At 72.1% G+C, this 21,459-nt stretch carries 21 protein-coding genes and 1 pseudogene; 4 read left to right on the plus strand and 18 right to left on the minus strand.

The window, feature by feature from the left end; all coding sequences use genetic code 11:
* Positions 1 to 184: pseudogene (locus Cba03nite_RS17420) on the plus strand (hypothetical protein); the annotation flags it as partial.
* A gap of 86 nt (positions 185 to 270) precedes the next feature.
* Here Cba03nite_RS17420 and Cba03nite_RS17425 read toward each other — a convergent pair.
* The 4 genes from Cba03nite_RS17425 to Cba03nite_RS17440 all read right to left on the minus strand — a co-directional run bounded on the left by Cba03nite_RS17425 (position 271) and on the right by Cba03nite_RS17440 (position 2,773).
* Positions 271 to 786, minus strand: coding sequence for a DinB family protein (locus tag Cba03nite_RS17425; RefSeq protein WP_203746984.1), 516 nt, complete (start codon positions 784 to 786; stop codon positions 271 to 273).
* 114 nt (positions 787 to 900) lie between these two features.
* A complete protein-coding gene (locus tag Cba03nite_RS17430) occupies positions 901 to 1,116 on the minus strand; it encodes a hypothetical protein (RefSeq protein WP_203746985.1) in 216 nt (71 codons plus the stop codon).
* Positions 1,113 to 1,406, minus strand: coding sequence for an ArsR/SmtB family transcription factor (locus Cba03nite_RS17435; protein WP_203747436.1), 294 nt, complete (start codon positions 1,404 to 1,406; stop codon positions 1,113 to 1,115). The genes Cba03nite_RS17430 and Cba03nite_RS17435 overlap by 4 nt, the downstream gene beginning before the upstream one ends.
* A 146-nt stretch (positions 1,407 to 1,552) precedes the next feature.
* Positions 1,553 to 2,773 (minus strand): MFS transporter, encoded by a 1,221-nt coding sequence (locus tag Cba03nite_RS17440; protein WP_239125815.1) that lies wholly within the window; start codon positions 2,771 to 2,773, stop codon positions 1,553 to 1,555.
* 132 nt (positions 2,774 to 2,905) lie between these two features.
* On the opposite strand from Cba03nite_RS17440, the gene Cba03nite_RS17445 reads away from it, so the two are divergent.
* Positions 2,906 to 3,532: an aspartate/glutamate racemase family protein gene (locus tag Cba03nite_RS17445; protein WP_203746986.1), complete on the plus strand. Its 627-nt coding sequence runs from the start codon at positions 2,906 to 2,908 to the stop codon at positions 3,530 to 3,532.
* A gap of 63 nt (positions 3,533 to 3,595) precedes the next feature.
* On the opposite strand, the gene Cba03nite_RS17450 is transcribed toward Cba03nite_RS17445, so the two are convergent.
* Both Cba03nite_RS17450 and Cba03nite_RS17455 read right to left on the minus strand, forming a co-directional pair.
* Positions 3,596 to 4,396, minus strand: a complete 801-nt coding sequence (locus tag Cba03nite_RS17450; RefSeq protein ID WP_203746987.1) for a TIGR02452 family protein — start codon at positions 4,394 to 4,396, stop codon at positions 3,596 to 3,598.
* Between the two features lie 344 nt (positions 4,397 to 4,740).
* Entirely contained in the window at positions 4,741 to 5,736 is a 996-nt protein-coding gene (locus tag Cba03nite_RS17455) for an aldo/keto reductase (protein ID WP_203746989.1), read from the minus strand.
* 52 nt (positions 5,737 to 5,788) lie between these two features.
* Here Cba03nite_RS17455 and Cba03nite_RS17460 point away from each other — a divergent pair, with 52 nt between their 5' ends.
* A complete protein-coding gene (locus Cba03nite_RS17460; RefSeq protein ID WP_203746991.1) occupies positions 5,789 to 6,160 on the plus strand; it encodes a MerR family transcriptional regulator in 372 nt (123 codons plus the stop codon).
* Here the strand turns inward: Cba03nite_RS17460 and Cba03nite_RS17465 are convergent.
* From Cba03nite_RS17465 to Cba03nite_RS17490, 6 genes are all read right to left on the minus strand, one after another.
* Positions 6,151 to 6,900: a GntR family transcriptional regulator gene (locus Cba03nite_RS17465; protein WP_203746993.1), complete on the minus strand. Its 750-nt coding sequence runs from the start codon at positions 6,898 to 6,900 to the stop codon at positions 6,151 to 6,153. The genes Cba03nite_RS17460 and Cba03nite_RS17465 overlap by 10 nt on opposite strands.
* A gap of 170 nt (positions 6,901 to 7,070) precedes the next feature.
* Positions 7,071 to 7,865 carry a tryptophan synthase subunit alpha gene (gene trpA / locus Cba03nite_RS17470; RefSeq protein WP_239125816.1) on the minus strand — a complete coding sequence of 265 codons (795 nt, stop codon included), beginning with the start codon at positions 7,863 to 7,865 and terminating at the stop codon, positions 7,071 to 7,073.
* Positions 7,862 to 9,019: a tryptophan synthase subunit beta gene (trpB, locus tag Cba03nite_RS17475; protein WP_239125838.1), complete on the minus strand. Its 1,158-nt coding sequence runs from the start codon at positions 9,017 to 9,019 to the stop codon at positions 7,862 to 7,864. Before trpB ends, trpA begins: the two co-directional genes overlap by 4 nt.
* A gap of 173 nt (positions 9,020 to 9,192) precedes the next feature.
* Positions 9,193 to 9,855 (minus strand): hypothetical protein, encoded by a 663-nt coding sequence (locus Cba03nite_RS17480; protein WP_203746997.1) that lies wholly within the window; start codon positions 9,853 to 9,855, stop codon positions 9,193 to 9,195.
* Between the two features lie 2 nt (positions 9,856 to 9,857).
* Positions 9,858 to 10,241, minus strand: coding sequence for a hypothetical protein (locus Cba03nite_RS17485; protein WP_203746999.1), 384 nt, complete (start codon positions 10,239 to 10,241; stop codon positions 9,858 to 9,860).
* Positions 10,242 to 10,471: 230 nt separating this feature from the next.
* Positions 10,472 to 11,179: a M23 family metallopeptidase gene (locus Cba03nite_RS17490; protein ID WP_203747001.1), complete on the minus strand. Its 708-nt coding sequence runs from the start codon at positions 11,177 to 11,179 to the stop codon at positions 10,472 to 10,474.
* Positions 11,180 to 11,695: 516 nt separating this feature from the next.
* Here Cba03nite_RS17490 and Cba03nite_RS17495 point away from each other — a divergent pair.
* A complete protein-coding gene (locus Cba03nite_RS17495) occupies positions 11,696 to 12,067 on the plus strand; it encodes a TraR/DksA family transcriptional regulator (RefSeq protein ID WP_203747003.1) in 372 nt (123 codons plus the stop codon).
* A 72-nt stretch (positions 12,068 to 12,139) separates the two neighbouring features.
* Here Cba03nite_RS17495 and Cba03nite_RS17500 read toward each other — a convergent pair whose 3' ends face one another.
* From Cba03nite_RS17500 to Cba03nite_RS17525, 6 genes are all read right to left on the minus strand, one after another.
* A complete protein-coding gene (locus Cba03nite_RS17500) occupies positions 12,140 to 13,645 on the minus strand; it encodes a sugar ABC transporter ATP-binding protein (protein WP_239125839.1) in 1,506 nt (501 codons plus the stop codon).
* Positions 13,645 to 14,664: an ABC transporter permease gene (locus Cba03nite_RS17505; protein ID WP_203747007.1), complete on the minus strand. Its 1,020-nt coding sequence runs from the start codon at positions 14,662 to 14,664 to the stop codon at positions 13,645 to 13,647. Before Cba03nite_RS17505 ends, Cba03nite_RS17500 begins: the two co-directional genes overlap by 1 nt.
* Positions 14,661 to 15,713, minus strand: coding sequence for an ABC transporter permease (locus tag Cba03nite_RS17510; RefSeq protein ID WP_203747009.1), 1,053 nt, complete (start codon positions 15,711 to 15,713; stop codon positions 14,661 to 14,663). Before Cba03nite_RS17510 ends, Cba03nite_RS17505 begins: the two co-directional genes overlap by 4 nt.
* Before the next feature lie 121 nt (positions 15,714 to 15,834).
* Entirely contained in the window at positions 15,835 to 16,884 is a 1,050-nt protein-coding gene (locus Cba03nite_RS17515; protein ID WP_203747011.1) for a sugar ABC transporter substrate-binding protein, read from the minus strand.
* Between the two features lie 211 nt (positions 16,885 to 17,095).
* Positions 17,096 to 18,586, minus strand: coding sequence for a glycoside hydrolase family 99 protein (locus Cba03nite_RS17520; protein ID WP_203747013.1), 1,491 nt, complete (start codon positions 18,584 to 18,586; stop codon positions 17,096 to 17,098).
* 10 nt (positions 18,587 to 18,596) lie between these two features.
* The gene (locus Cba03nite_RS17525) at positions 18,597 to 21,431 is read right to left on the minus strand and encodes a PQQ-dependent sugar dehydrogenase (protein WP_203747015.1); all 2,835 of its coding nucleotides are present in this window, start codon (positions 21,429 to 21,431) and stop codon (positions 18,597 to 18,599) included.
* Between the last annotated feature and the right edge of the window lie 28 nt (positions 21,432 to 21,459).

Genomic DNA, 21,459 nt, shown 5'->3' on the forward strand with positions numbered 1-21,459 from the left:
GGCCGCCGCCTACGTACTCATGCTCGCCGTACTCGGCCCACTGTTCGCCCGCGGCGTCGAACCACTCATCAACCGCATCAGCCGACGCCGCCTCGGCACCGGTGCATCCACCGCCCCGGAAACCGTGCACCTGCCCGGCCAGCTGGGCGCACCCGACCCCGACGGCACCCCTGCCAAGGCCTGACCGGCTCGCGGCACGCGCCCCAACCACGACGTCGGCCCGCCTGGAACGAAACAGTCCAGGCGGGCCGACGTATGCGTGAAGCGGGATCACTCCCAGAGGTAGGCCTGCCAGGGGCCGACCTCGGTGGTGTAGCGGCTGCCCAGGGCCTGGGTGACCTGGCCGAGGTGCACGTGGTCGTGGGTGGTCCAGGTGGCGAGCAGCTGGCCGAGGGTGACCGGGCCGAAGGCGGGGTGGGTGCCCTCGCGGGCCAGGTCGTCGGGGGTCAGGCCGAAACCGCGCAGCGCGGCCAGGTTCTCCGCGCGCAGGGTGCGGAACAGGTCCAGCAGCTCGGCGGTGGTGCGCCCGGCCGCGATCGGGGCATGGCCCTCCCGGTCGAACGGCGTGAACGGGCGCTCGGTGCCGTGCTCCAGGATGATCCGGGCGCGCGGGATCCAGTCGGTCTGCTCGCCGTGGATGAAGTGGGCCAGCACCTCGTGCGCGCTCCACTCGCCCGCGGCGGGGCGGTGCCGGGTCCAGCCGTCGTCGAGCTCGCCGAGCAGTGCGTCGAGGGTGTCGGGCGTGCGGCTCAGCGCGGCGACCGCGTCAGGGAGCTGGAACGTCATGACGTTCAGCCTAGGCCGACCGCTGATCGAAACCGTCCCACCTCCCCGTGGCGGCGGTGCCCGGCGCGAGCCGAGCCGCGCGTCCCGAGGCAGGTGGGACGGTGGCGCACGGTGTCAGTCCACCGAGGCCAGCACCTTCTCGATCTTGGCGACGCGGGTCTGCAGCTCGGTGAGCTGCGCGCTGATCGCGGCCAGCTGCTCGCGCTCGCCGGACAGGCCGGACCTGGCCTTGGTCTCCTCGCGGCGGTGCCACAGGAACATCCCGGCGATGGCCAGCACCAGCATGCCGCCCGTCCAGATGGCGCCCATGCTCATCGTGTACGAACTCATGACGTCTTCTCTCCGTCCTCGAGGGTGAGCGTGCGCGCGGCGAGCGCGATGCTCTGCGGGGTGAGCGTCACGGTGAACGGCACCGTGTCGTAGAACTTCATCGCCTTGCCGTCGGCCGACAGCTCGAACGTGGCGGTGACCAGCCCGGCCGCCTCCAGCCGGGCCAGGTGCAGCTGCAGCAGCGGCCGGCTGATGCCCAGCTCGCGGGCGAGCGCGCTGACGTAGTTGCGCCCGCTCGCCAGCGCCGCGATCACCCGCATGCGGTGCGGGTTGGCCAGCGTGGCCAGCATCCGCGCCAGCTCGTCGCCGCTGTGCGAGGTCTCCACTCGGTGCCTCCCAGCTCCTTCTTTCACCTGCAAGAGAAAGCTAGCAGGTGCCCGCAAGAGCTGTCGAGTGCAATAAGCGACAGTGGTTCCGCGACCGACGGAAGACCAGGTCAGAGGGCCGCCGGTGCGGCCGCGGGGCGCGGGCTGCGGCGGGCCCAGGCGACGGTGTACGGGATCGCCGCTCCGATCAGTGCGAACAGGACCGCCATCACCGCCCAGCCGAGCACCCCGTGGCTCAGCGCGAGCCAGGTCAGCAGGACCGGGGCGAGCATCCGGCCGAACTGCGCCCCCATCGAGTACGTGGCCTGGTACTGGCCCTGCGCGCCGTCCGGGGCGAGCCCGAACGAGATGCCCCACCCGGCCGCCGACTGGCGCAGCTCGCCGATCACGTGCACCAGGGCGCCGAGGACGAGCACCGCGACCGCGGCCCAGCCGGGCACCCCGGCGCTCGCCGCGAACAGCAGGCAGGCCGCGGCGACGAACAGCCCCGCGGTGCGGGCGGCGCGGGCGGCGCCGTCCAGCCCTTCGGTGCCCCGGGCAGCCCGCACCTGCAGCAGCACCACCATGCTGGTGTTGACCAGCAGCAGTACGGCGATCAGCCAGTGCGGCGCGTCCGTGCGGGTGGCGATCCACAGCGGCAGCACCACGTTGAGGATGTCGAAGTGCATCGCCAGCAGCCCGTCCAGCGCCACGAAGGCCAGGTACGGCCGGTCGCGCAGGGCCACCAGGCGCGGACCGCCGGTCGCGGGCACCGGCGCGACCGCGGGCAGCCGGAGGCCGAGCAGCGCCGCGCCGAGGAAGCTGACCGCGTTCCCGACGATCATCAGCCGGTACGCCGTGGGAGTGTCCGCGGCGATGGCGAGGCCGGCCAGCGCGGCGCCGAGCGAGATGCCGACGTTGGTGGTGGCGCGCAGGTAGGCGCGCCCGCGCACCCGGCGCTCGGCGGGCAGCGCCCCGGCGATCAGCGCGCCGCGCGCACCTCGGGCCGCCGCGTCGGCCAGCGCGGTCACCGCCGACAGTGCGACGAAGGCCGGGAAGGACGCCACCAGCAGCATCGCCGCGGCGAGCACAGCCTGCAGCGCGTACGCGAACAGCTGGACGCCCCGCGGGCCGCGGCGGTCGGCCAGGTAACCCATCGGCGTGCTCGCCACCACGCAGACCAGGGACGCGGCGGTGAGGCCGAGGCCGTACTGCGCCGGGGACAGCCCGACCACCTGGGTGAGGTAGAGGGCGCTCGACGTCACCCACAGTCCCTGTCCGACGGTGTTGACGAGGGTGACGGCGGCGAGCGCGCGCAGGGGTCCGGAATCGGGCAGCAGTCGCTTCAGCACGGCTTTCACTTAACAGTACGTACGTACGGTTTGTAAAGCGGTGTGATCACGATCTCGCCGGGCCGGTCCGGCGCTCCGGGTGGTGTTAGCGTGACCCGCCCCTGATGACCGATACGTGCCCGGAAACGAACGATGCTGGCGCTGCTGCACACCTCGCAGGCTCACGTGCTGACCTTCGACCGCCTCCGCGGCGAGGTCGCCCCGACGCTCACGCTCTACCACATCGTCGCCGAGCACCTGCTCGACGAAGCCCGCCGGCGCGGCGTACCGGCCGTCGCCGACCAGGTCACGCAGCAGGTCCAGCTGGCCGCCGAAGCCGGGGCGCGCGCCGTGCTGTGCACCTGCTCCACCATCGGCGCGCTCGCCGAGAGCGCCGCCGCCGCGGCGGGCATCCCGGTGCTGCGCGTGGACCGGCCCATGGCCGCCGCCGCGGTCGAGGCCGGGACGCGGATCACGGTGCTGGCCGCGCTCGCCACCACCCTCGCGCCCACCAGCTCGCTGATCGAGCAGGAAGCCGCCCGCGCGGGCCGCGCCGTCGAGGTGCGCGCGCAGGTGATCTGCGGGGCGTGGGACCGCTTCGAGGCCGGTGACCTCGACGGGTACCTCGACCGGGTCACCGCCGCGCTGGCCGCGGTGACCGATGCGGACGTGATCGTGCTGGCACAGGCGTCGATGGCCCCGGCCGCCGAGCGCGGCGCGACCGCGATCCCGGTGCTCGCCTCCCCGCGCCTCGGTTTGCGCGCCGCCGCGGCCCTCTGACCGGCACCCCCTCGACCGCCCGCTGTCACGCGCCGCCGCGTGGGTGGTCCGGCGGCCGAGCCGTCAGGCGCCGAAGACCTTGGCGAAGGCCGCGTGCACGGGGGTGCCGGACACGCGGTCGTACACGGCGAAGATGACGTGGTCGAAGCGGTCCACGGTGCGCAGCGCCTCGGCGAACGCGCCCGCGACGACCGCCGGGTCGTTGCGGAACACGCCGCAGCCCCAGGCGCCGAGCACCAGCGTGCGGTGGCCGTGCGCGGCCGCGATCGCCAGCACGCGCGTCGCCCGGCGCAGCAGCACGGCGGGCACGTCGGCGGTGTGCTCGGGCTGGTTGCGGACGATCGCGCCCAGGTTGGGGGCGGCGGCGGTCAGGAACGAGGTCAGGTAGGGCTCGGCGAGCAGGTTGCCCTTGTCGTCACGGAACACCGGGACGGCGGGTGAGTAGACGACCCGGTCGCTGTAGCGCAGGTCGCGCTGTGCGCGGTGGTACGCGTAGAAGTCCGGTGCGGTGAGCAGCGCGGGGTAGAGCGCCGAGGCGCGGGCGAGGCTCTCCTCCTGCGCCTGGGCGCCGCCGAGGAAGCCGCCGCCCGGGTTCTTCGCCGAGGCGAACACCAGGGACGCCGCTTCCGGTCCGGCCCGGCGCGCGGCGACCAGGGTGGACTCGCGGGTCACCTCGATCACGGGGTGCGCCGCACGCTCACCCGGCGGGTCCAGCGGGTCCTCCGGCTGGTAGTGCCGGGTTCCCTCTACCGCGGCGCGTACCGCCGCTCCGATCTCGACGGTCCTGCCCGCGGCGTCGCGGTAGCCGCCCGCCTCGGCGATCGCCACCGTCTGCCGCGCGATCTCGCGCAACCGGCCGCTCACCGCCGCCCCCTCACGTCACTTTCCACGCCCGCAAGGTAGGCAGTCCAGCCCACCCCCGGCAACCGCTTTGCACCACCCCCACCCCCGCAGCCACCCCCTCCCCAAGATCGCCATCTCGTGTCGAAAAGTGCAGCCACACCACACTTCTCGACACGAGACCGCGATCAACCCACAGCCCGCACCCCGACCGCCCCACGGAGATCGCGGTCTCGTGTCGGAAGGTGGGGCCACACCGCACATTTCGACACGAGACCGCGATCAACCGTGGAAGCCCGCAAGCCGCGGAAGCCGCCCGGCGGACCGGCCGGTGAAGGCAGCCGGCTGCCGCCCGGGAGGCCGCCGGGTCAGGCGCGGAGGTCGGCCAGGAGGGACTCGACCTCGGTGAAGGCGTCGGCGGGCAGCGGGGTGAGGGCGAGCGGGGCGAAGTTCTCCTCCGCCTGCGCGACCGTGCGGCACCCGGGGATGGGCAGGTTGTGCGGGCTGCGGGCGAGCAGCCAGCCCAGCGCGCCCTGCGCGAGGGTGCGGCCGTCGCTGGTCAGCGCCTCGCGCACCCGGTCCACCCGCGCCGCCCACGCCGGAGTGGGCACCCCGTCGTCGAACCACTGCAGCCACTCGGGGCTGCGCCCGCGCACGTCGTCGCCGCCGATGAGCCCGGCGGTGCCGTGGTACTTGCCGGTGAGCAGCCCCATCGCGAGCGGCCCCCGGTTGAGCCCGCCCAGGTCGCAGGCGGCCAGCACCTCGACCATCGCCGCGTTGTCGTTGAGCACCGAGGAGTCGTACTGCACCGTCGCGCAGTGCGCACCGGCCTTGGCGAACGCGGCGGCCCGCTCGGCGTCGTCGGTGCTCCACCCGTACGCCCGGATGCGGCCCTGCGCGACCAGGTCCTCCAGCGTCGCGACCAGGTCCAGGGCCTGGCTGATCGGCAGCCCGCCGAGGTGCAGCTGGTACAGGTCGAGGTAGTCGGTGCCGAGCCGGCGCAGGATGCCGTCCAGGCAGCTGACCGCGTACTCGGGCGTCGCGTCCTCGCCGGTGGCCAGGCGCGTCTCCTCGACGGTCGTGTAGCCGAACTTGCTGGCGAGGACCACGTCGTCCCGCCGCCCGGCCAGGGCCCGGCCGAGCACCCGCTCGCTGTGCCCGGCGCCGTAGTTGCTGGAGGTGTCGAACAGGGTGATGCCGAGGTCGAGGGCGCGGTGCACGGTGCGGATCGACTCGTCGTCGTCGACCTCGCCCCAGCCGTAGGGCTGGCCGTCCTCGCCCCAGAACGGGCCGCCGATGGCCCAGCAGCCCATGCCCAGCGCGCTGACCTCGATGCCGCTGCGGCCCAGTGTCCGTGTCGTCATGCCAACGAGCCTGGCACCTGGAGCGCGCTCCAGGTCAAGCTATCGTCGGGCCATGACCGCGTACACCCCCTCCGAAACGTCCCGGCGCAGCGGCTTCAGCATCGACACGCTGCGGTACTACGAGCGCATCGGCCTGCTCAGCGAGGTGGACCGCACGCCGGGCGGGCAGCGCGTCTTCACCGACGACGACCTGGGCTGGCTCGGCATGCTGCGCTGCCTGCGCGATACCGGCATGCCCATCAACCAGATGTGCCGCTTCGCGGAGCTGTCGCGCAGCGGCGACCAGACCATCGCCGACCGGGTCGAGCTGCTGCGCGCCCACGCCGAGGCGGTCGAGGAGCAGATGGCGCTGCTGGAGAAGCAGTACGGCCACCTGCGCGACAAGATCCGCTACTACGAGCGGGAGCTGTCCGGTCAGCGCTGACCGGGGCCGCCCCACTGCACGGACACCTGGTGCACGGTGCGCTCGGCGCGCACCTGCATCAGCTCGCCCGCGATGACGGCGCGGTCCACCACCCCGGCCGCGCCGTCGCGGGTGCGGGTGACCCGCTCGCTGACCAGCACCGGGCTGCCCTCGGGCCGGTGCAGCAGGCCCGCGCTCGCGGCGGTGAGCGCGGCGGCGGTGATGCGCTCGGTCGCCGAGACGATGTCCATGCCCGCGTCGGCGAGCGCGGCGTAGAGGGCGACGGCGGTGAAGTCGGTGCCGCGCAGGCGGCTCGCGTACGGTTCGTCCACCCAGGACACCTGGTGGATGGCCGGTACGCCGTCGACCAGGCGCAGCCGCTCCAGCCGCAGCGCGCGGGCGGCCGTGTCCCGTTCGCCCCACAGCGCGGCGGCCCAGGCGGGCATGGTGCGCAGCGAGTGCGACACCACCTCGGTGCTGACCCGGTGGCCCTGCTCGCGCAGGTCGTCGACGAAGCTGCGCAGGGTGTCCAGCCGGTACGCCGGGCGCGCCGGGGCGACGAAGGTGCCACGTCCTGCCTCGACCACGATCAGCCCGTCGTCGATCAGGGCCTGCAGCGCCTGCCGTGCCGTCGCCAGCGCCACCTCGTAGTGGACGCTCAGCTCCCGCTGGGCGGGCAGCGCGGTGCCGGGCGGGTACTCCCCGCGCCGGATGCGCTCGGCGAGGTCCGCGGCGATGGCCCGATACCGAGGGCTGGGCATGGCGGCGCTCCTGTCGTCGGACGGCGAGGATGCCAGCAAGTATCCCCGGCATCCCGCGCGCCGATCGACGCCGCCGCCCGCGTCTGCCCGCCGCGTCAAGACCACGCCTTCCCGCCGCGTTAAGAAGGGCACCTTCTTCTACGCAAAGCGTTAAGAAGGTGCCCTTCCTTTCAGGTATCCAGGGTGGTGCGGAGGGAGGTGACGAAGGCGGCGGTGTCGGCGGGGGTGGCGCCGTCGAGGATGCGGCGCATGAGGGCCGAGCCGACCACGACGCCGTCGGCGGAGCGGGCCCCGGCGGCGGCGTGGTCCGGGGTGGAGATGCCGAAGCCGAGGAGTACGGGCAGGTCGGTGTGCTGTTTGAGGGTCGCGGCGTAGGCGCCGGCCGTGGCGGGCAGGGCGGTGCGCTCGCCGGTGGTGGCCATGGCGGTGACCGCGTAGACGAAGCCCCGGCTGCGCTGCGCGATCTCGCGGAGCCGGGCGGGGCTGCTGCTGGGTGCGGCGACCAGGATCAGGTCGATCCCGGCCCCGGCGGCGGCCTGCTCCAGCCCGGCCGACTCGTCCAGCGGCAGGTCGGGCACGATGAGGCCGCGTACGCCGGCCTCGGCCAGCGCGGCGCAGACCGCGGCGAGGCCCTCCCGCGCGACGAGGTGGTAGTACGTCATCACGATCAGCGGCACGTCCACGCGGACCGTACGCAGATCGGCGAGCAGGATGCGCAGGCTGGTGCCCCGGTGCAGCGCCCGGTCGGACGCCTCCTGCACCGTGGGGCCGTCGACGGTCGGCTCGGAGAACGGCAGCCCGATCTCGATGGCGTCCGCGCCCGCCTCGGCGCAGGCGCGCAGGTGGGCGGTCCAGTCGTCGCACACGCCCGCGGTGACGTACGGCACGAGCAGCTTGCGGCCGGCGTCGCGGCGAGCGCGCAGGTGGGTCTCGACGGGCACGCCCGTCACGGTCGGCGTCGTCACTGTATCTCCATCAGGCTGTTCGAGTCCTTGTCACCGCGCCCGGACAGGGTGATCAGCACGGTGCTGCCGGCGGGCAGCTCGGCGGTGCCCGCGGCGCGCAGCACCCAGGCCACCGCGTGGGCGGATTCGAGTGCGGGCAGGATGCCCTCGCTGCGGGCCAGCCGCTTGACCGCGTCGACCACCTCGGCGTCGGTGACGGTGACGTACCGGGCCCGGCCGAGTTCGTGCAGGTGCGCGTGCTCGGGGCCGATGCCGGGGTAGTCCAGGCCCGCGGCGATCGACTCGGCCTCCAGGATCTGCCCGTCGCCGTCCTGGATGGCGTACGAGCGGTGGCCGTGCATGACCGCGACCGCGCCGTTCGAGATCGCCGCGCCGCCCGCCGCCTCGACGCCGACGAGCTGCGCGCCCGTGTCGGCGAAGCCCGCGAAGGTGCCCGCGGCGTTGGAGCCGCCGCCGACGCAGGCGACCACGTAGTCGGGCACGGCCCTGGGCAGCTCGGCGGCGCACTGGGCGCGCGCCTCGGCGCCGATGACCCGCTGGAACTCGCGCACCATCCACGGGTAGGGGTGCGGGCCCATCACCGAGCCGATGCAGTAGTACGCCTCGTCGACGCAGGTCACCCAGTGGCGCATGGCCTCGCTGGTGGCGTCCTTGAGGGTGCGGCTGCCGCTGGTGACCTCGACGACCTCGGCGCCGAGCAGCCGCATGCGGTGCACGTTGAGCGCCTGGCGGGCCATGTCCTTGCTGCCCATGAAGACGGTGGCGGACAGGCCGAGCAGCGCGGCGGCGGTGGCGGTGGCGACGCCGTGCTGGCCCGCACCGGTCTCGGCGATGAGACGGGTACGGCCCATGCGCACGGCGAGCAGCGCCTGCCCCAGCACGTTATTGATCTTGTGGGAGCCCGTGTGCGCCAGGTCCTCCCGCTTGAGGAGCACGTCCACGCCCAGCTCGGCGGACAGCCGCCAGGCCGGGGTGACCGGGGTGGGCCGACCGGCGTACACGGTGAGCAGGCGGTCCAGGTCGCGGCGGAAGCCGGCGTCGGCCCAGGCGTCGCGGAAGGCCTCCTCGACCTCGGCGCAGGCCGGGATGAGCGACTCGGGCACGAAGCGCCCGCCGAACTCGCCGAAGCGGCCGTTCGCGCCGGGTTCGCGCATCAGCCCGGCGGCGGGCAGCAGCGCGGGCAGGCCCTGAGCAGTGATGGCACCCACAGTTCCTCCAACTGTTCTAGAACTGTTGCCCATACTGACATGCCGAGGGGCCGCCGCGCCACTTTCGGCGCGACGGCCCCTCGGCCGGGTCGGGCATCGGCGGCCCGCGTTCGCCGGATTCAGGCGACCGCCTCGATGGAGAGCAGGTGCTTGTCCTCCCCGCCGATGTGAATGGCGGCCGCATGGTCCGCGGCGGTGAGCGTCCGCTGGTCCTCCTCCGGCACCAGCACGATGGTGCGCGCCACGGCCATCTTCATCAGCACGTGGTTGACGTCCTCGAAGCTGTCCCCGGCCAGCTCGGCACGCAGGTCGGTCAGGCTGACCCACGCGTTGGGCATGTCCGAGAGCCTGTCGTACGCGGCCAGCAGGCGTTTCTCCAGCCCGCGCTTGACCACCGGCTTCACCTTGACGGCCGGCCGCGGGGCGGGCGGCGCGGTGCTGGCGGTGAACATGTCCGCCAGGGCGACCCCGCTGCGGCTCAGGTGCCGGTCCACCGCGCCCAGCAGCGCGTGCAGCGCCGGGAACGCCGGGCCGGCGCCCCGCACGTACTCGGCCCCCAGCTCCCGCTTGCACTGTGCCCAGCCCTCGTCGGTCAGCTCGTGCACCAGCGCACCGTTGGCGCCCTTGCGCCTGGTGACAAGCTTGGCCTCGACCAGTGCGCGGCTGTCCGCGCCGGCGATCGCGACGCCGTAGCGCGCCAGCAGCTCGCTGTTGGAGACCTCGCGGGCCTCGGCCATCAGCAGCATCAGGAACGCCTTCTGCGAGGGCTTGAGGTTGACCATCTTCACTCCTTGTGCGCATCGATGCGGCGGGGTCGGAGGTACTGCTCCAGGTGTGTCGGCACCTCGCCGGGGCTCGGTGAGGACCTGGTCGTCGGTGAAGCGCAGCACGGCGAAGCCGTCGAGCCACCACAGCTCGTCCCGGCGGCGATCGTGCTCGAACCGGTGGCGGGCAGCCAGGCCGGGAACAGGCGCAGCACGGCGCGCTCCAGCTCGTCGAGCGCGCAGGCGACGAGCGGCGCGGCGGTGCAGGCGGGCGCCGAAGGGAGGGTGAGGAAAGCGAGCGCGGACGCAGGCAGCGGGCTCGGGGCCGCCTCGACGGCCTCGGTGGACGCACCCCGCAGCCGGGCGACCCGGCCTGCCGACGGCGGCGTCCAACCTGCTGTCATCCCTAGGCTCTCCCCAGCTGCGACTCCTGGTGATTCTGTCGCTGCACTGGGTAGACGGCAACCCGACAAACGTTCCATGACAACGTTTTCAGGTCACGAAGAATGCCGGATCGTCCAATCCCGAAGCCCGCTGGTCGCCTAAAGGCGAAGATCGCCGTCTCGTGTCAGAACCTGCGGCAGGACCACGCCAATCGACACGAAACCGCGATCATGCCCCGGGCGGCACGGACTCAGGCGCCGTATACCTCTTCGACTTCCAGCTCGAAGTCGACGCCGTGCTTCTTGAACCAGGTCAGGGGGTCGTGCGCGACGCCGTCGACGTGGATCTCCAGGTGCAGGTGGTTGCCGAACGAGTAGCCGGTGTTGCCGACCAGGCCGATGACGTCCCCGGCCTGGATCCGGTCGCCGACCCGGACCAGCACCCGGCTGGAGTGCCCGTACAGCGTCTGCAGGCCGTCGCCGTGGTCGATGATGATCGAGTTGCCGTAGCCGCCGTTCCAGCCGGCCTGCACCACGGTCCCACCTCGCACCGCCATGTAAGGCGTGCCCTCCGGCAGCCCGGCCAGGTCGAGCCCGCGGTGCGGGCTGCCCCAGCGCATGCCGAAGCGGGAGCTCAGCGTGTAGTCGTGCAGGGGCAGCACCCACGCGTCGGGGGCGCCCTGGTTGATGGAGGTGCTCAGCGGCCGCTCGCCGCGGTCGGCCCGCTCGGCGATCTCGGCGCGGGCGCTGTCGGAGAACGACGTCATGTGCCCGTATCCCTTGGCGTCCGGCACCATCGCACCGGCGCCGAAGGCCACGATCCCGGCTCCCGCGGCCGCCGTGGCGACCACGGTGGCGTACCTGCTCCGCGAGGGCACGCCCGCACGGCGCCGGCCGCAGTAGCGGTCGGCCTCCCTGACCAGCTCCGGCCGATAGCGCACGACCACACCCTCCGTCATGTCGGACCCCGGTCCGTCCGGGGCCCCGTTGCGGCGAGTCGCCCTCGCCCGGGATGGCACTGCTGGACAACCTAACAAATCAGGCATTGGATACAAGCCACTTGGTATGACAAAAATTGGCCAAAAGGCTCGAAATCATGTTCACGTTTCACGTTCCCGGTCATACCTAAGTGGACGGTCACGCGGCGGCCGGGCGCTCAGTGGGGAGCGTCACGCGGCAGCCCGGTGCACCGCCGCCGGAGGATGCTCCGGCCCTCGGCCACCTTCCGGATTGATCGGGCAATTCGCCCCACCCGGCGCGGTTGTCCAGCGCCCGTGCGACCGGCGGCGGGCAGGATAACGCCCCCGCGCCAGTGCTCCGCCACACGTTCAGCGAAAGCTCAGACATCCGGCGCACCATGGCTGCGCCCGACCCGAAACCGCCCGGCGCGCGATCCGTTGTCTCGCTTGAGGCGATGGAGGTTTCGCCGCCGGTGGCATCGGGAAGCACCGTTGCACCGAGACAGTGGAGGCATGATGACAACGCTGGAAGGCACGCTCGACATGGCACAGCTGGGCGTGCTGCTGCGGGCCCGCTACGAGGAGGCCGCCGAGCAGGTGCGTGTGCAGACCGAGGCCGTCGCGCAGCTGCGCCGGTCCGGGGACCAGGGTCCCGGCGACGTCGCGGACGCGGGCACGATGGTGTCGGACACCGAGCAGCAGGACCTGCTGACGGCCGCGCTCGACGACCACATGCGCAAGCTGGGCGAGGCGCTGACCCGCCTGGAGGCCGGCACCCTGGGCACCTGCAACGGCTGCGGCCTGCCGATCCCGCCCGCCCGCATGGAGATCATGCCCTGGGTCACCCACTGCGTGAAGTGCCAGGCCGCCGCCGAGCGCTGGCGCTGAACACCTCTCCCCCATGCCCGAAGGCTCCCGTCACGCCGCTCCGGCAGCAGGACGGGAGCTTTCGAGCATCGGTCACGCGGCGGCGGGCGCGGCGTGGATGAGGCGGATGACGCGCTGGCTGACGGCGTCGTAGTCGTGGTCGTTGGCCAGCTCGCCGCGCACCGCGCCCTCGCCCAGCACCACGATGCGGTCGGCCAGGGTCACCACCTCGGGCAGGTCCGAGGAGATGAGCAGGATCGCCATGCCCTGCCCGGCCAGCCGCGCGATCAGCTCGTGGAACGCCGCCTTGGTGCGCACGTCGATGCCGACGGTCGGCTCGTCCACGATGAGGATGTCGCACTCGGCGGCCAGCCACTTGGCGAGGCTGACCTTCTGCTGGTTGCCGCCGGACAGCTGACCGGCCAGCTGCTGCGGTGAGGCCAGCCGGATGCCGAGCAGCTCGGTGTACTCGTCGACCACGCGCCGCTCGCCCCGGTCGGGGATGAGGCCGAGCCTGGCCAGCCGCCGCCACACGGTCACCCCGACGTTGCGGGCGATCGGCTGCTCCAGGAACAGCCCCTCGCCCTTGCGGTCCTCGGGCACGTAGCCGATGCGGTACTGGCGCAGCGCCTGCCCGACGTCGCGGATGCGCACCGGCGTGCCGTGCACGCGTACCTCGCCGCCGGTGATCTCGCCGAGGCCGAGCAGCGCCTTGGCCAGCTCGGTGCGGCCCGCGCCGACCAGGCCGTAGAGGCCGAGGATCTCGCCGCGGGCCACGGACAGCGACACGTCGCGGTGGCCGTGCCCGGTGCTGACCCCGGTCAGCTCCAGCGCGGGCACCGCGGCCCGGTCGACGGTGCGGTCCGCGAGCCGCACGGAGGCGTACGCCCGGCCGACCATCAGGTCCACGATGCCGTCGCGGGTGTACCCGGACAGCGGCTGCGCCTGCGCGACGCTGTGCCCGTCGCGCAGCACGGTGACCGTGTCGGCGACCGCGAACACCTCTTCCAGCTTGTGGCTGACCAGCACCACGGCGTGCCCGGCGGCGGTCAGCTTGCGCACGATGGCGTAGAGCCGGTCGGCCTCCTCGCCGGTGAGCGAGGCGGTGGGCTCGTCGAGCAGCAGCACCCGGGTGTCCACCGACAGCGCCTTGGCGATCTCGACGAGCTGCGCCTGGGCCACCGACAGCTCGGCGACCCGGGTGTCCGGGTCCAGGTCCAGGTCGAGCAGGCCGAGGCAGCGGCGGGCCTCGGCCCGCATACGCGTCCGGTCGACCACGCCGCCCCGGTGCGGCAGGTGCTGCAGGGCGATGTTCTCCGCGATGGAGAACTCCGGCACCAGGTTGCGTTCCTGGTGCACCACGCCGATGCCGGCCCGCAGCGCCTCCAGCGGGCTGCCGAAGTGGACCTCGGCGCCGTCGAGCAGCACCCGGCCGCCGTCGGGCCGGTACACCCCGGTCAGGATCTTCACCAGGGTGCTCTTGCCCGCGCCGTTCTCGCCGAGCAGGGCGTGCACGCTGCCCGCGGCCAGTTTCAGGGTCGCGCCGTCCAAAGCGCGTACGCCCGGGAAGCTCTTGATCAGGCCCTCGGCCAGCAGCATCACGACGACCTCCGGGACAGCTTCTGCCGGATCGCGCCGGACAGCACCACGCCGAGCACGACCGCGCCGACGATCAGGTCGACCCAGCGCCGGTTGATGGCGAACTGGGCCTGGGTGACGTCGACCAGCCGAACGATGAACGCGGCCAGGCAGGTGCCCAGCACGCTGACCACGCCGCCCGCCAGCGCGACGCCGCCGATGATGGGCGCGGCGAAGCTGGGCAGCAGCAGGTCGTCGCCGATGCTGGCGTTCACCGAGCCGGACTGGGCCAGGGTGAGCACCGCGGCGACCCCGGCCAGCAGGCCGGAGAGGGTGTGCGCGAGCAGGATGGACCGGTCGTTGGACACGCCGGACAGCCGCGCCGCGAACGGGCTGCCGCCGCTGGCCAGCAGGTGCCGGCCGGGCACGGTGCGGGCGAAGAAGAACCACACCCCCGCGGCGACCACACAGGCCAGCAGGAACACCACGGGGAAGCCGAGCAGGGAGGCCTGGCCCAGCTCCTGCAGCCCGGCCGAGTAGTCCTGGTAGGTGCCCGGCCCGTTCACGCCGTAACGCAGGCCGTCGATGATGGTCATCGTGGCCAGGGTGACGATGAACGCGTTGATCCTGGTGAACACGACCAGCAGCCCGTTGCCGAGGCCGACGGCCGCGCCGAGCAGCATCGCGCCGGGCACGGCGAGCGGCGCGGGCAGTCCGGCCTCCAGCATGGCCCAGGCGGCGACCATGGCGCAGAAGCCGGTGAGCACGCCGACGGACAGGTTCATCTGCCCGATGGCCAGCACCACCATCTGCGCCAACCCGATGATCATGGGTACGGCCAGGAACCGGAAGAACGCGGCCAGCGTGCCTGAGGACAGCATGTTGCCGTCGGTGGTCAGGGTGAGCGCGACGAAGCCGATGACGGCGATCGCGACCAGCGTGAACTCCGAGGAGCGCACGGTGCGCCGCAGCCGCACGCCCGGAGCGCTCGCAGCGGTCGCGGTGGGCCGCTCGGTGGGGGTCTCGATGGTGCTGGTCATGCCGGTACTCCCCTGCGTTCGGCGAGGACGTGGCGCAGCCGGTCCAGCGACAGCGCGGCCAGCAGCACCAGCCCGATGTAGAGCTTCAGCTCGTCGACCTGGAACTGCAGCAGGTTCAGCCCCTTGTAGATGACCTGGGTGATGCCGGTGCCGAGCACCGTGCCGAGCACGCTCACCGCGCCGCCGACCAGCAGCGTGCCGCCGAGCACCGGCGCGAGGAAGGACGGCAGCAGGAAGCCGTCGCCGACCCCGGCGGAGAACGAGCCGTTGTTGGCCGACAGCAGGAACCCGGCCAGCCCGGCCAGCAGCCCGGACAGCGCGTGCGCCTGGACGACCCGCAGGTTCACCGGGATGCCGGACAGCAGCGCGGCCTTGGCGTTGGCGCCGGTCATCAGCACTTCCCGGCCGATCCGCGACCAGCGGAACAGCAGCCCTACGCCGAGCGCCGCGACCAGCGCGATCGGGGCCAGCAGCGGGATCTCCGGGCCGCACACGTCCCCGGCGCAGTAGTCGGCGAACGTGTCGGTGCGCAGCGCGGACATGCCCGCGGGCAGCCCGCCGAACGCGACCCCGTCGGTGAACGTGGCGTAGAGCAGCGACACCAGGCCGATCAGGGCGAAGTCGAGGGCGAGGGTGACCACGAACGAGTTGACGCCGGTGCGGGCGATGATGAGCCCGGCGAGCGCGCCGAGCAGCGCGCCGGTGGCCAGGCCGCCGAGCAGGCAGACGATGAGGGGCGCGTCCAGCCGGTCGTGCAGCAGGCCGGCGGCGAAGGCGCTCATCGCGGCCATCCGGCCCACGGCCATGTTCATGTGGCCCAGCGACAGCACGGCCAGCTGGGAGAGCCCGACCACGGCGTACACGCTGATGTCGGACTGCATGGGGACGAGGGTGAGCTGCGTGTTGAGGAACGCGGGGCGCAGCGTGGTGAACAGCGCGATGAGCGCGATCAGCAGCACCACGAGGCCGATGCGGGGATTGGCCCACAGCGGCAGCCGCGCCGCCTGGCGCGCCGCCTCCGGTGGGGAGGGATTGTCGTCTTGCTTCACTGCACTCTCCGGGGGTGTGACGCGTCGCGATGCGCAAACGCGCCCCGGCCGCGTTGGGGGTGAGGCCGGGGCGCGTCGCCGGCGGCCGGAGCGGGTGCGGCGCACCCCGGCCGTCAGCGGATCACTTGGCGCAGGTCAGGTACTTTTCGTCGAAGTCCTTCTTGAGGAAGTCCGTCTTGGCCTGGCGGTCGTTCTCGTACGTGGTGGCGTTGGCGGCGTTGACCACGAAGGAGCCGGAGTCGATGATGACACCGGGCGTGGCCATGGTGCAGCCCTCGGCGAGCTTCAGCAGCGCGTACGAGCCGACGTAGGCCTGGCCGACCGGGTTCTGCAGCACGGTCGCGGCGACCTCGCCGTTCTTGATGCCCTGGATGATGGTCGGGTCGTCGTCGATCGCGATCACCTTGATCGGCAGCTTGGCCTGCTTGACGCCGCCCGCCGCGGCCACGGCCGGGTTGTAGGCGGTGGTGACGATCGCGTTGACCTGGCTGCCCTTGGCGGCGAGCAGGTCGGCGACGGCCTTCTGCGCGGTCTGCAGGTCCTTGTCGATGTCGGTGATGGTGTCGAGCAGCTTCACCTTGCCGCCGGTCTCGTCGACGGCCTTCTGCACGCCCGCGATGCGGCGCTGGGTGTTGGAGTCGACCTTGTTGCCGGTGAGGTGGACCAGGTTGCCCTGGCCGCCCATGGCCTCGACCGCCGCCTTGGCCGCCTTGTACGCCGCCTCCTGCACGTCGGTGGAGAGGCAGAAGTCGGCGAGGTTCTTGTCGCCGGCCGGGCAGGAGGCCAGCGAGCCGACCTTGAAGCCCTGCTTCTTGAGGTTCTCGAAGGTCGAGTTGATGCTCTCCGGCGCGACGCCGAAGATGCCGAAGGCGTTGTAGCCCTGCGCGGCCAGCGAGGTGAGCACGTCGTTCTGCTTGGTCTGGTCCCAGCCGGCGGTCTCGTTGAAGGTGACGTCGCCGAAGGCGAAGTCGGCCTTGGCCTTGGTGCCGGCGTCCTTCCACGGCTGGAAGTACGGGTGCGCCCCGCCGGGCACCAGCGCCACCTTGACCTGAGCCGCGGTGAGCGCACCGGCCGCGCCCTCGGGCTCCTCTTCCTTCTTGGTGCAGGCCGACGCCGTGATCATCAGCGCGAGCACGCCGACGGCCGAGCCCAGTCGAACAAGCGGTCGCATGACCGAGTCCCTTCCCTAGTCAGGCACTTTCGGTTGTCGAAATCCTATAGGATATTTCCTAGATGTTGTTTACTCGGCTCGACGACCGTAGTCAACCCCCGTTGGTAACGAACACGATCGAATACTGAAACCTGGAAACGCTTTCCTTGCAAGGCTTCGCCGTGATCGCGCTCGGCGTGCGCGATCACGGCGAAGTGGACGGAACGGATGTTCAGTTAGGGATGATGTCGAATCGCTCCCAGCCGCCGATGGCGGTGCGGTTGGCGATCAGCGGGGCGGCGCCCGCGTTCTCGGCGGCTACGTAGCGGTTGTTGGCGGTGGCCAGGAGGCTGACGCTGCCGTCGGTGTTGCTGACGACGCGGAAGGTCTCCCAGGTGCCCGACGACGCCGCGTTGGCGATGAGCGGGGCGGTGTTGTCCGCGTGGACGAAGCGGCTGTTGATCCGGGCGCGCAGGGCGATGAGGCCGCCGCCCAGGTCGACGCGGTCGAACTGCTCCCACGGGCCGACGGAGGTGCGGTTGGCGATGAGCGGGGACGCGCCCGCGCTCTCCGCCGCCACGTACCGGCCGTTGACCCGGGCGCGCAGGCTCACCACCGTGGGGGTCGGGGCCGGCGGGTTCAGCCGGTCCACCCAGTACTTCGTGCGGGTCAGGTACGCCGTCTCGGACGCGGTGCCGGTCAGGCCGTACGCGCCGGAGAAGGTCTGATACCCGAACCCGCCCGGCGGGGACGCGCTCGCCGGTTCGATGACCGAGCCCTCGTGCCACTCGTTGAACGAGGTGATCGACACCCAGCTCGGCGGGCCGCCATTGGCCGCCGCGAGGACGTTGCCCCACTGGTGGTCGTAGGTCGCCCCGTTCTCGCGGGACAGGGTCGGCGTCGTGTTGCCCGGCACCGCCCGGTCGTCGATGTAGCCGGGGCCGATCGACGGCGCCCAGACCAGGCCGTTCGCCTTGCAGTACGCGTGCGCGTTCGCCCAGCCGGGCGCGGTGTTCCCGGCGATCGCGTCGTACGTGTACATCCCGCCGAAGTGGGCCACCTTCGAGGTGTCCGTGGTCTGCGCCAGGATGATGTTGTTCGCCCGCAGCGGCCCGATGGGTGCCCAGTCGGTGATGCGCAGGCTCTCGAACACGTAGAACGCGGGCCGGTTGCCGTGCGCGGTGTCGCGGTAGTACGCCGCGTGCGACCCGTACCGGCTGTTGAGGTAGTTGACGTCGGCGACGGTGGACGCGGCGGTGCGCCCGCTGTAGGGCTCCAGGTGCCAGGCGACCTTGATCCCCGCTGCCGCGGCGGCGTCGAGCACCCGCGGGACCAGCCGGTCCTCGTAGGAGTTCTGCCCCCACCAGCTGTACACGATCACGCCGACCCCGGCCTGGGCGATCCAGGCCAGGTGCTGGTTGATCGCGTTGACGTCGCCGGAGTCGTAGGCGCCGAGCTTCGGGTACAGGTTCGCCCCGATGCCGGTGGGCGGGGTGTGCCCGCCCTGCTGCCAGTGCCGGTACGACCCGTTCACGGCCGGGCTGCCGTACCACGAGTAGTAGAAGATGTGCACGTTGGACGCGAGTGGTGCGGCGGCCGCGGCCTGTGCCGCGAGAGGAGCCGCCGCCGGCGGGGGCGCCGACGCCCGCGCGGGAGTCCCCGCGAGCGCCAGCAGCCCCACCGCCAGGAGCAGGGCGGACCAGGTCCGCCGTAGTCGGTTCATGGTCAGCCTCCTACTGGGTGATGAGGTCGAACTTCTCCCACGGGCCGATGGCCGTGCGGTTGGCGATGAGCGGGTTGGCGCCGGAGTTCTCCGCGGCGACGTACATGCCGTTGACCGTGGCGCGCAGGCTGACGCTGCCGTCGGAGTTGTTGACCAGCGTGAACGTCTCCCAGGAGCCGGCGGTGGCCCGGTTGGCGATCAGGTTGCCCGCGCCCGCGTTCTCGGCGCAGACGAACATGTTGTTGGCCTTCGAGCGCAGCGCGTAGTTGCCGCCGCCCAGGCTGACCAGGTCGTAGCGCTGGGTCGCGCCGATCGTGGTGGAGTTGGCGATCAGCGCCGTGGTGGCGTTGGCCGCGGTGACGTACTGGTTGTTGACCCGCGCCCGCCACGCGACCACCGGGGTGGTCGGCGCGCTGCCCGTGGTGAGGGTGAACGAGTCGACGTCGAACAGGTTGCCCGCGCCGCCCTTGAACACCAGGTACAGCGTGGTCGCCCCGGCCGGCAGCGCGGTCAGGTTGGCGCTGACGCTGGTGAACGTCTCCCAGCTGCCGGTCACCGGCACGGTCACCGTACCGTGCAGGGTGCCGGTCGCCGAGCCGGTGCGCACCTCGATGGTGCCGCCCGCGCCCGCCGAAGCGGCCCGCACGCTGATCTGGGTCGCGTTGGACACGTTGTACGGCGTGTACGCGATCCAGTCGTTGTTCTCGATGAAGCCGGCGGTGCGCCCGCCCTCGGCCGCCGCGTGGTCGGCCAGCTGCACGCCCGACTGCGAGCTGAAGTGCTCGCCCTGCCGCTTCTTCGGCTGCAGGGTGCGGGTGCTGCGCGAGGTGAGCCCGCCGTTGTCGGTGTAGCCGGCGTCGAAGACGCCGAAGATGTTCGCCGCCGCGTCGTGCTCACCGTCGACCGGGATGGTGATGGTGCCGGAGCAGCCGGTCTTCGAGGTGATCTGGTGGGCGTGGCTGTCGTGGCCCAGCGAGTACGTCACGGTCACCCGCGAGCAGTCGATGGTGCCGTCCTCCGGGTCGCTGACGGTGACCGTGAACGGCACCGTGTCGCCGAAGTTGAACAGCTGCCCGTTGCCGGGCGTGGTCAGGTTGATCGTCGGCGCCGCGTTGCCGACCGTGATCACCAGGCTCGCCGTGCCGGTCAGGCCGCCGGGGTCGGTCACCCGCAGGGTCGGGGTGTAGGTGCCGTTGGTGGTGTACGTCTTCGTCGGGTTCGCGGCCGTCGACGTGGTGCCGTCGCCGAAGGTCCACAGGTAGCTCAGCGCCCCGCCCTCCGGGTCGGAGCTGCCCGCCGAGGAGAAGTTCACGGTCAGCGGGTTCGGGCCGGACGTACGGTCGGCGGTGGCCCGCGCGACCGGGCTGCGGTTGCCGCCGCCGATGTACTCGATGCGCCACAGGCCCTGGTTGTTGGAGCCGGTGCCGTAGTCGAGCACGTACAGCGCGCCGTCCGGGCCGAAGGCCATGTCCATGACCTGGGTGCCGGTCCACGGGAACGCCGAGATCTCGCCGGGCGTGCCGTCGGCGTTGAGCGCGATCGCCTTGATCCAGCGGCGGCCGTACTCACCGGCGAAGTAGCGCCCGTCCATCGACTGCGGGAACTTGATCGCCGAGGTGGACGAGGCGTTGTACCGGTAGACCGGGCCGCCCATCGGCGACTCCGAGCCGGTGCCGAACTCGGGCGGGGTGCCCGCGTCACCGGCGTAGCGGATCCAGGCCGGCTTGGCGGCGGGCAGCGTGGCCTGACCGGTGTTGCGGAAAGAGTTGTTGGCCGGGCCGCCCGCGCAGTTGTACTTGGCCTGCGACGGGCCGGACGGGAACGTGTACTCGTTGTAGGTCTCGGTGCTGGTGTTGGTGCCGGTGCAGTACGGCCAGCCGTAGTTGCCCGGCGCGGTGATCCGGTTGAACTCGACCTGCCCCTGCGGGCCGCGGGTGGAGCTGGTGGTGCCCGCGTCCGGGCCGTAGTCGCCGAGGTAGACGATGCCGGTGGCCTTGTCCACGCTCATCCGGAACGGGTTGCGGAAGCCCATCGCGTAGATCTCGGGCCGGGTGTTCGCCGTCCCGGGCGCGAACAGGTTGCCCGCCGGGATGGTGTAGCTGCCGTCGGCCTGCGGCTTGATGCGCAGCACCTTGCCGCGCAGGTCGTTGGTGTTGCCCGAGGTGCGCTGCGCGTCGAACTGCGGGTTGCGGTCGGTGCGTTCGTCGATCGGGGTGTAGCCGCTGGACTCGAACGGGTTCGTGTCGTCGCCGGTGGTCAGGTAGAGGTTGCCCGCCGCATCGAAGTCGATGTCGCCGCCGACGTGGCAGCACTGGCCGCGGTCGTTGTCGACCTGGAGGGTGATCCGCTCGCTGGCCAGGTTGACGGTGTCGTCGGAGTTGAGCGTGAACCGGGACAGGCGCAGGTGGCCCTTCCAGGTGTTCCAGGTCGCGGTGGTGCCGGTGACCGGGGCGTCGCCGGCCGGGGTGCTCAGCGGCGGCGAGTAGTAGACCCAGATGAAGCGGTTGGTGGCGAAGCCCGGGTCGACCGCGATGCCCTGCAGGCCCTCCTCGTCATGGGTGTATACCGACAGCTTGGCCGCCTGCCGGGTGTTGCCGTTGACGTCGGTGACCCGGATCGTGCCGTCCCGGGCGGTGTGCAGCACCGACCGGTTCGGCAGCACGGCCAGTGACATCGGCTCGCCCAGCTCGGCCGAGCCGGTGGCCAGCGACACCTGCTGGTAGTCGGCGGCCGGGATCGGTGCCGCCGTCGCGGCGGGCGCTCCCGCCGCGACGGAGACCGCGAAGCTCGCGGCCAGGGTGGCGACGGCTGTGGACCACAGCCGCCACCGGGGGACGTGTCTCATCGAGGGGTTTCCTTCCGGGGGTGAGAAC

Source organism: Catellatospora bangladeshensis, from assembly GCF_016862575.1.
GTDB lineage: Bacteria > Actinomycetota > Actinomycetes > Mycobacteriales > Micromonosporaceae > Catellatospora > Catellatospora bangladeshensis.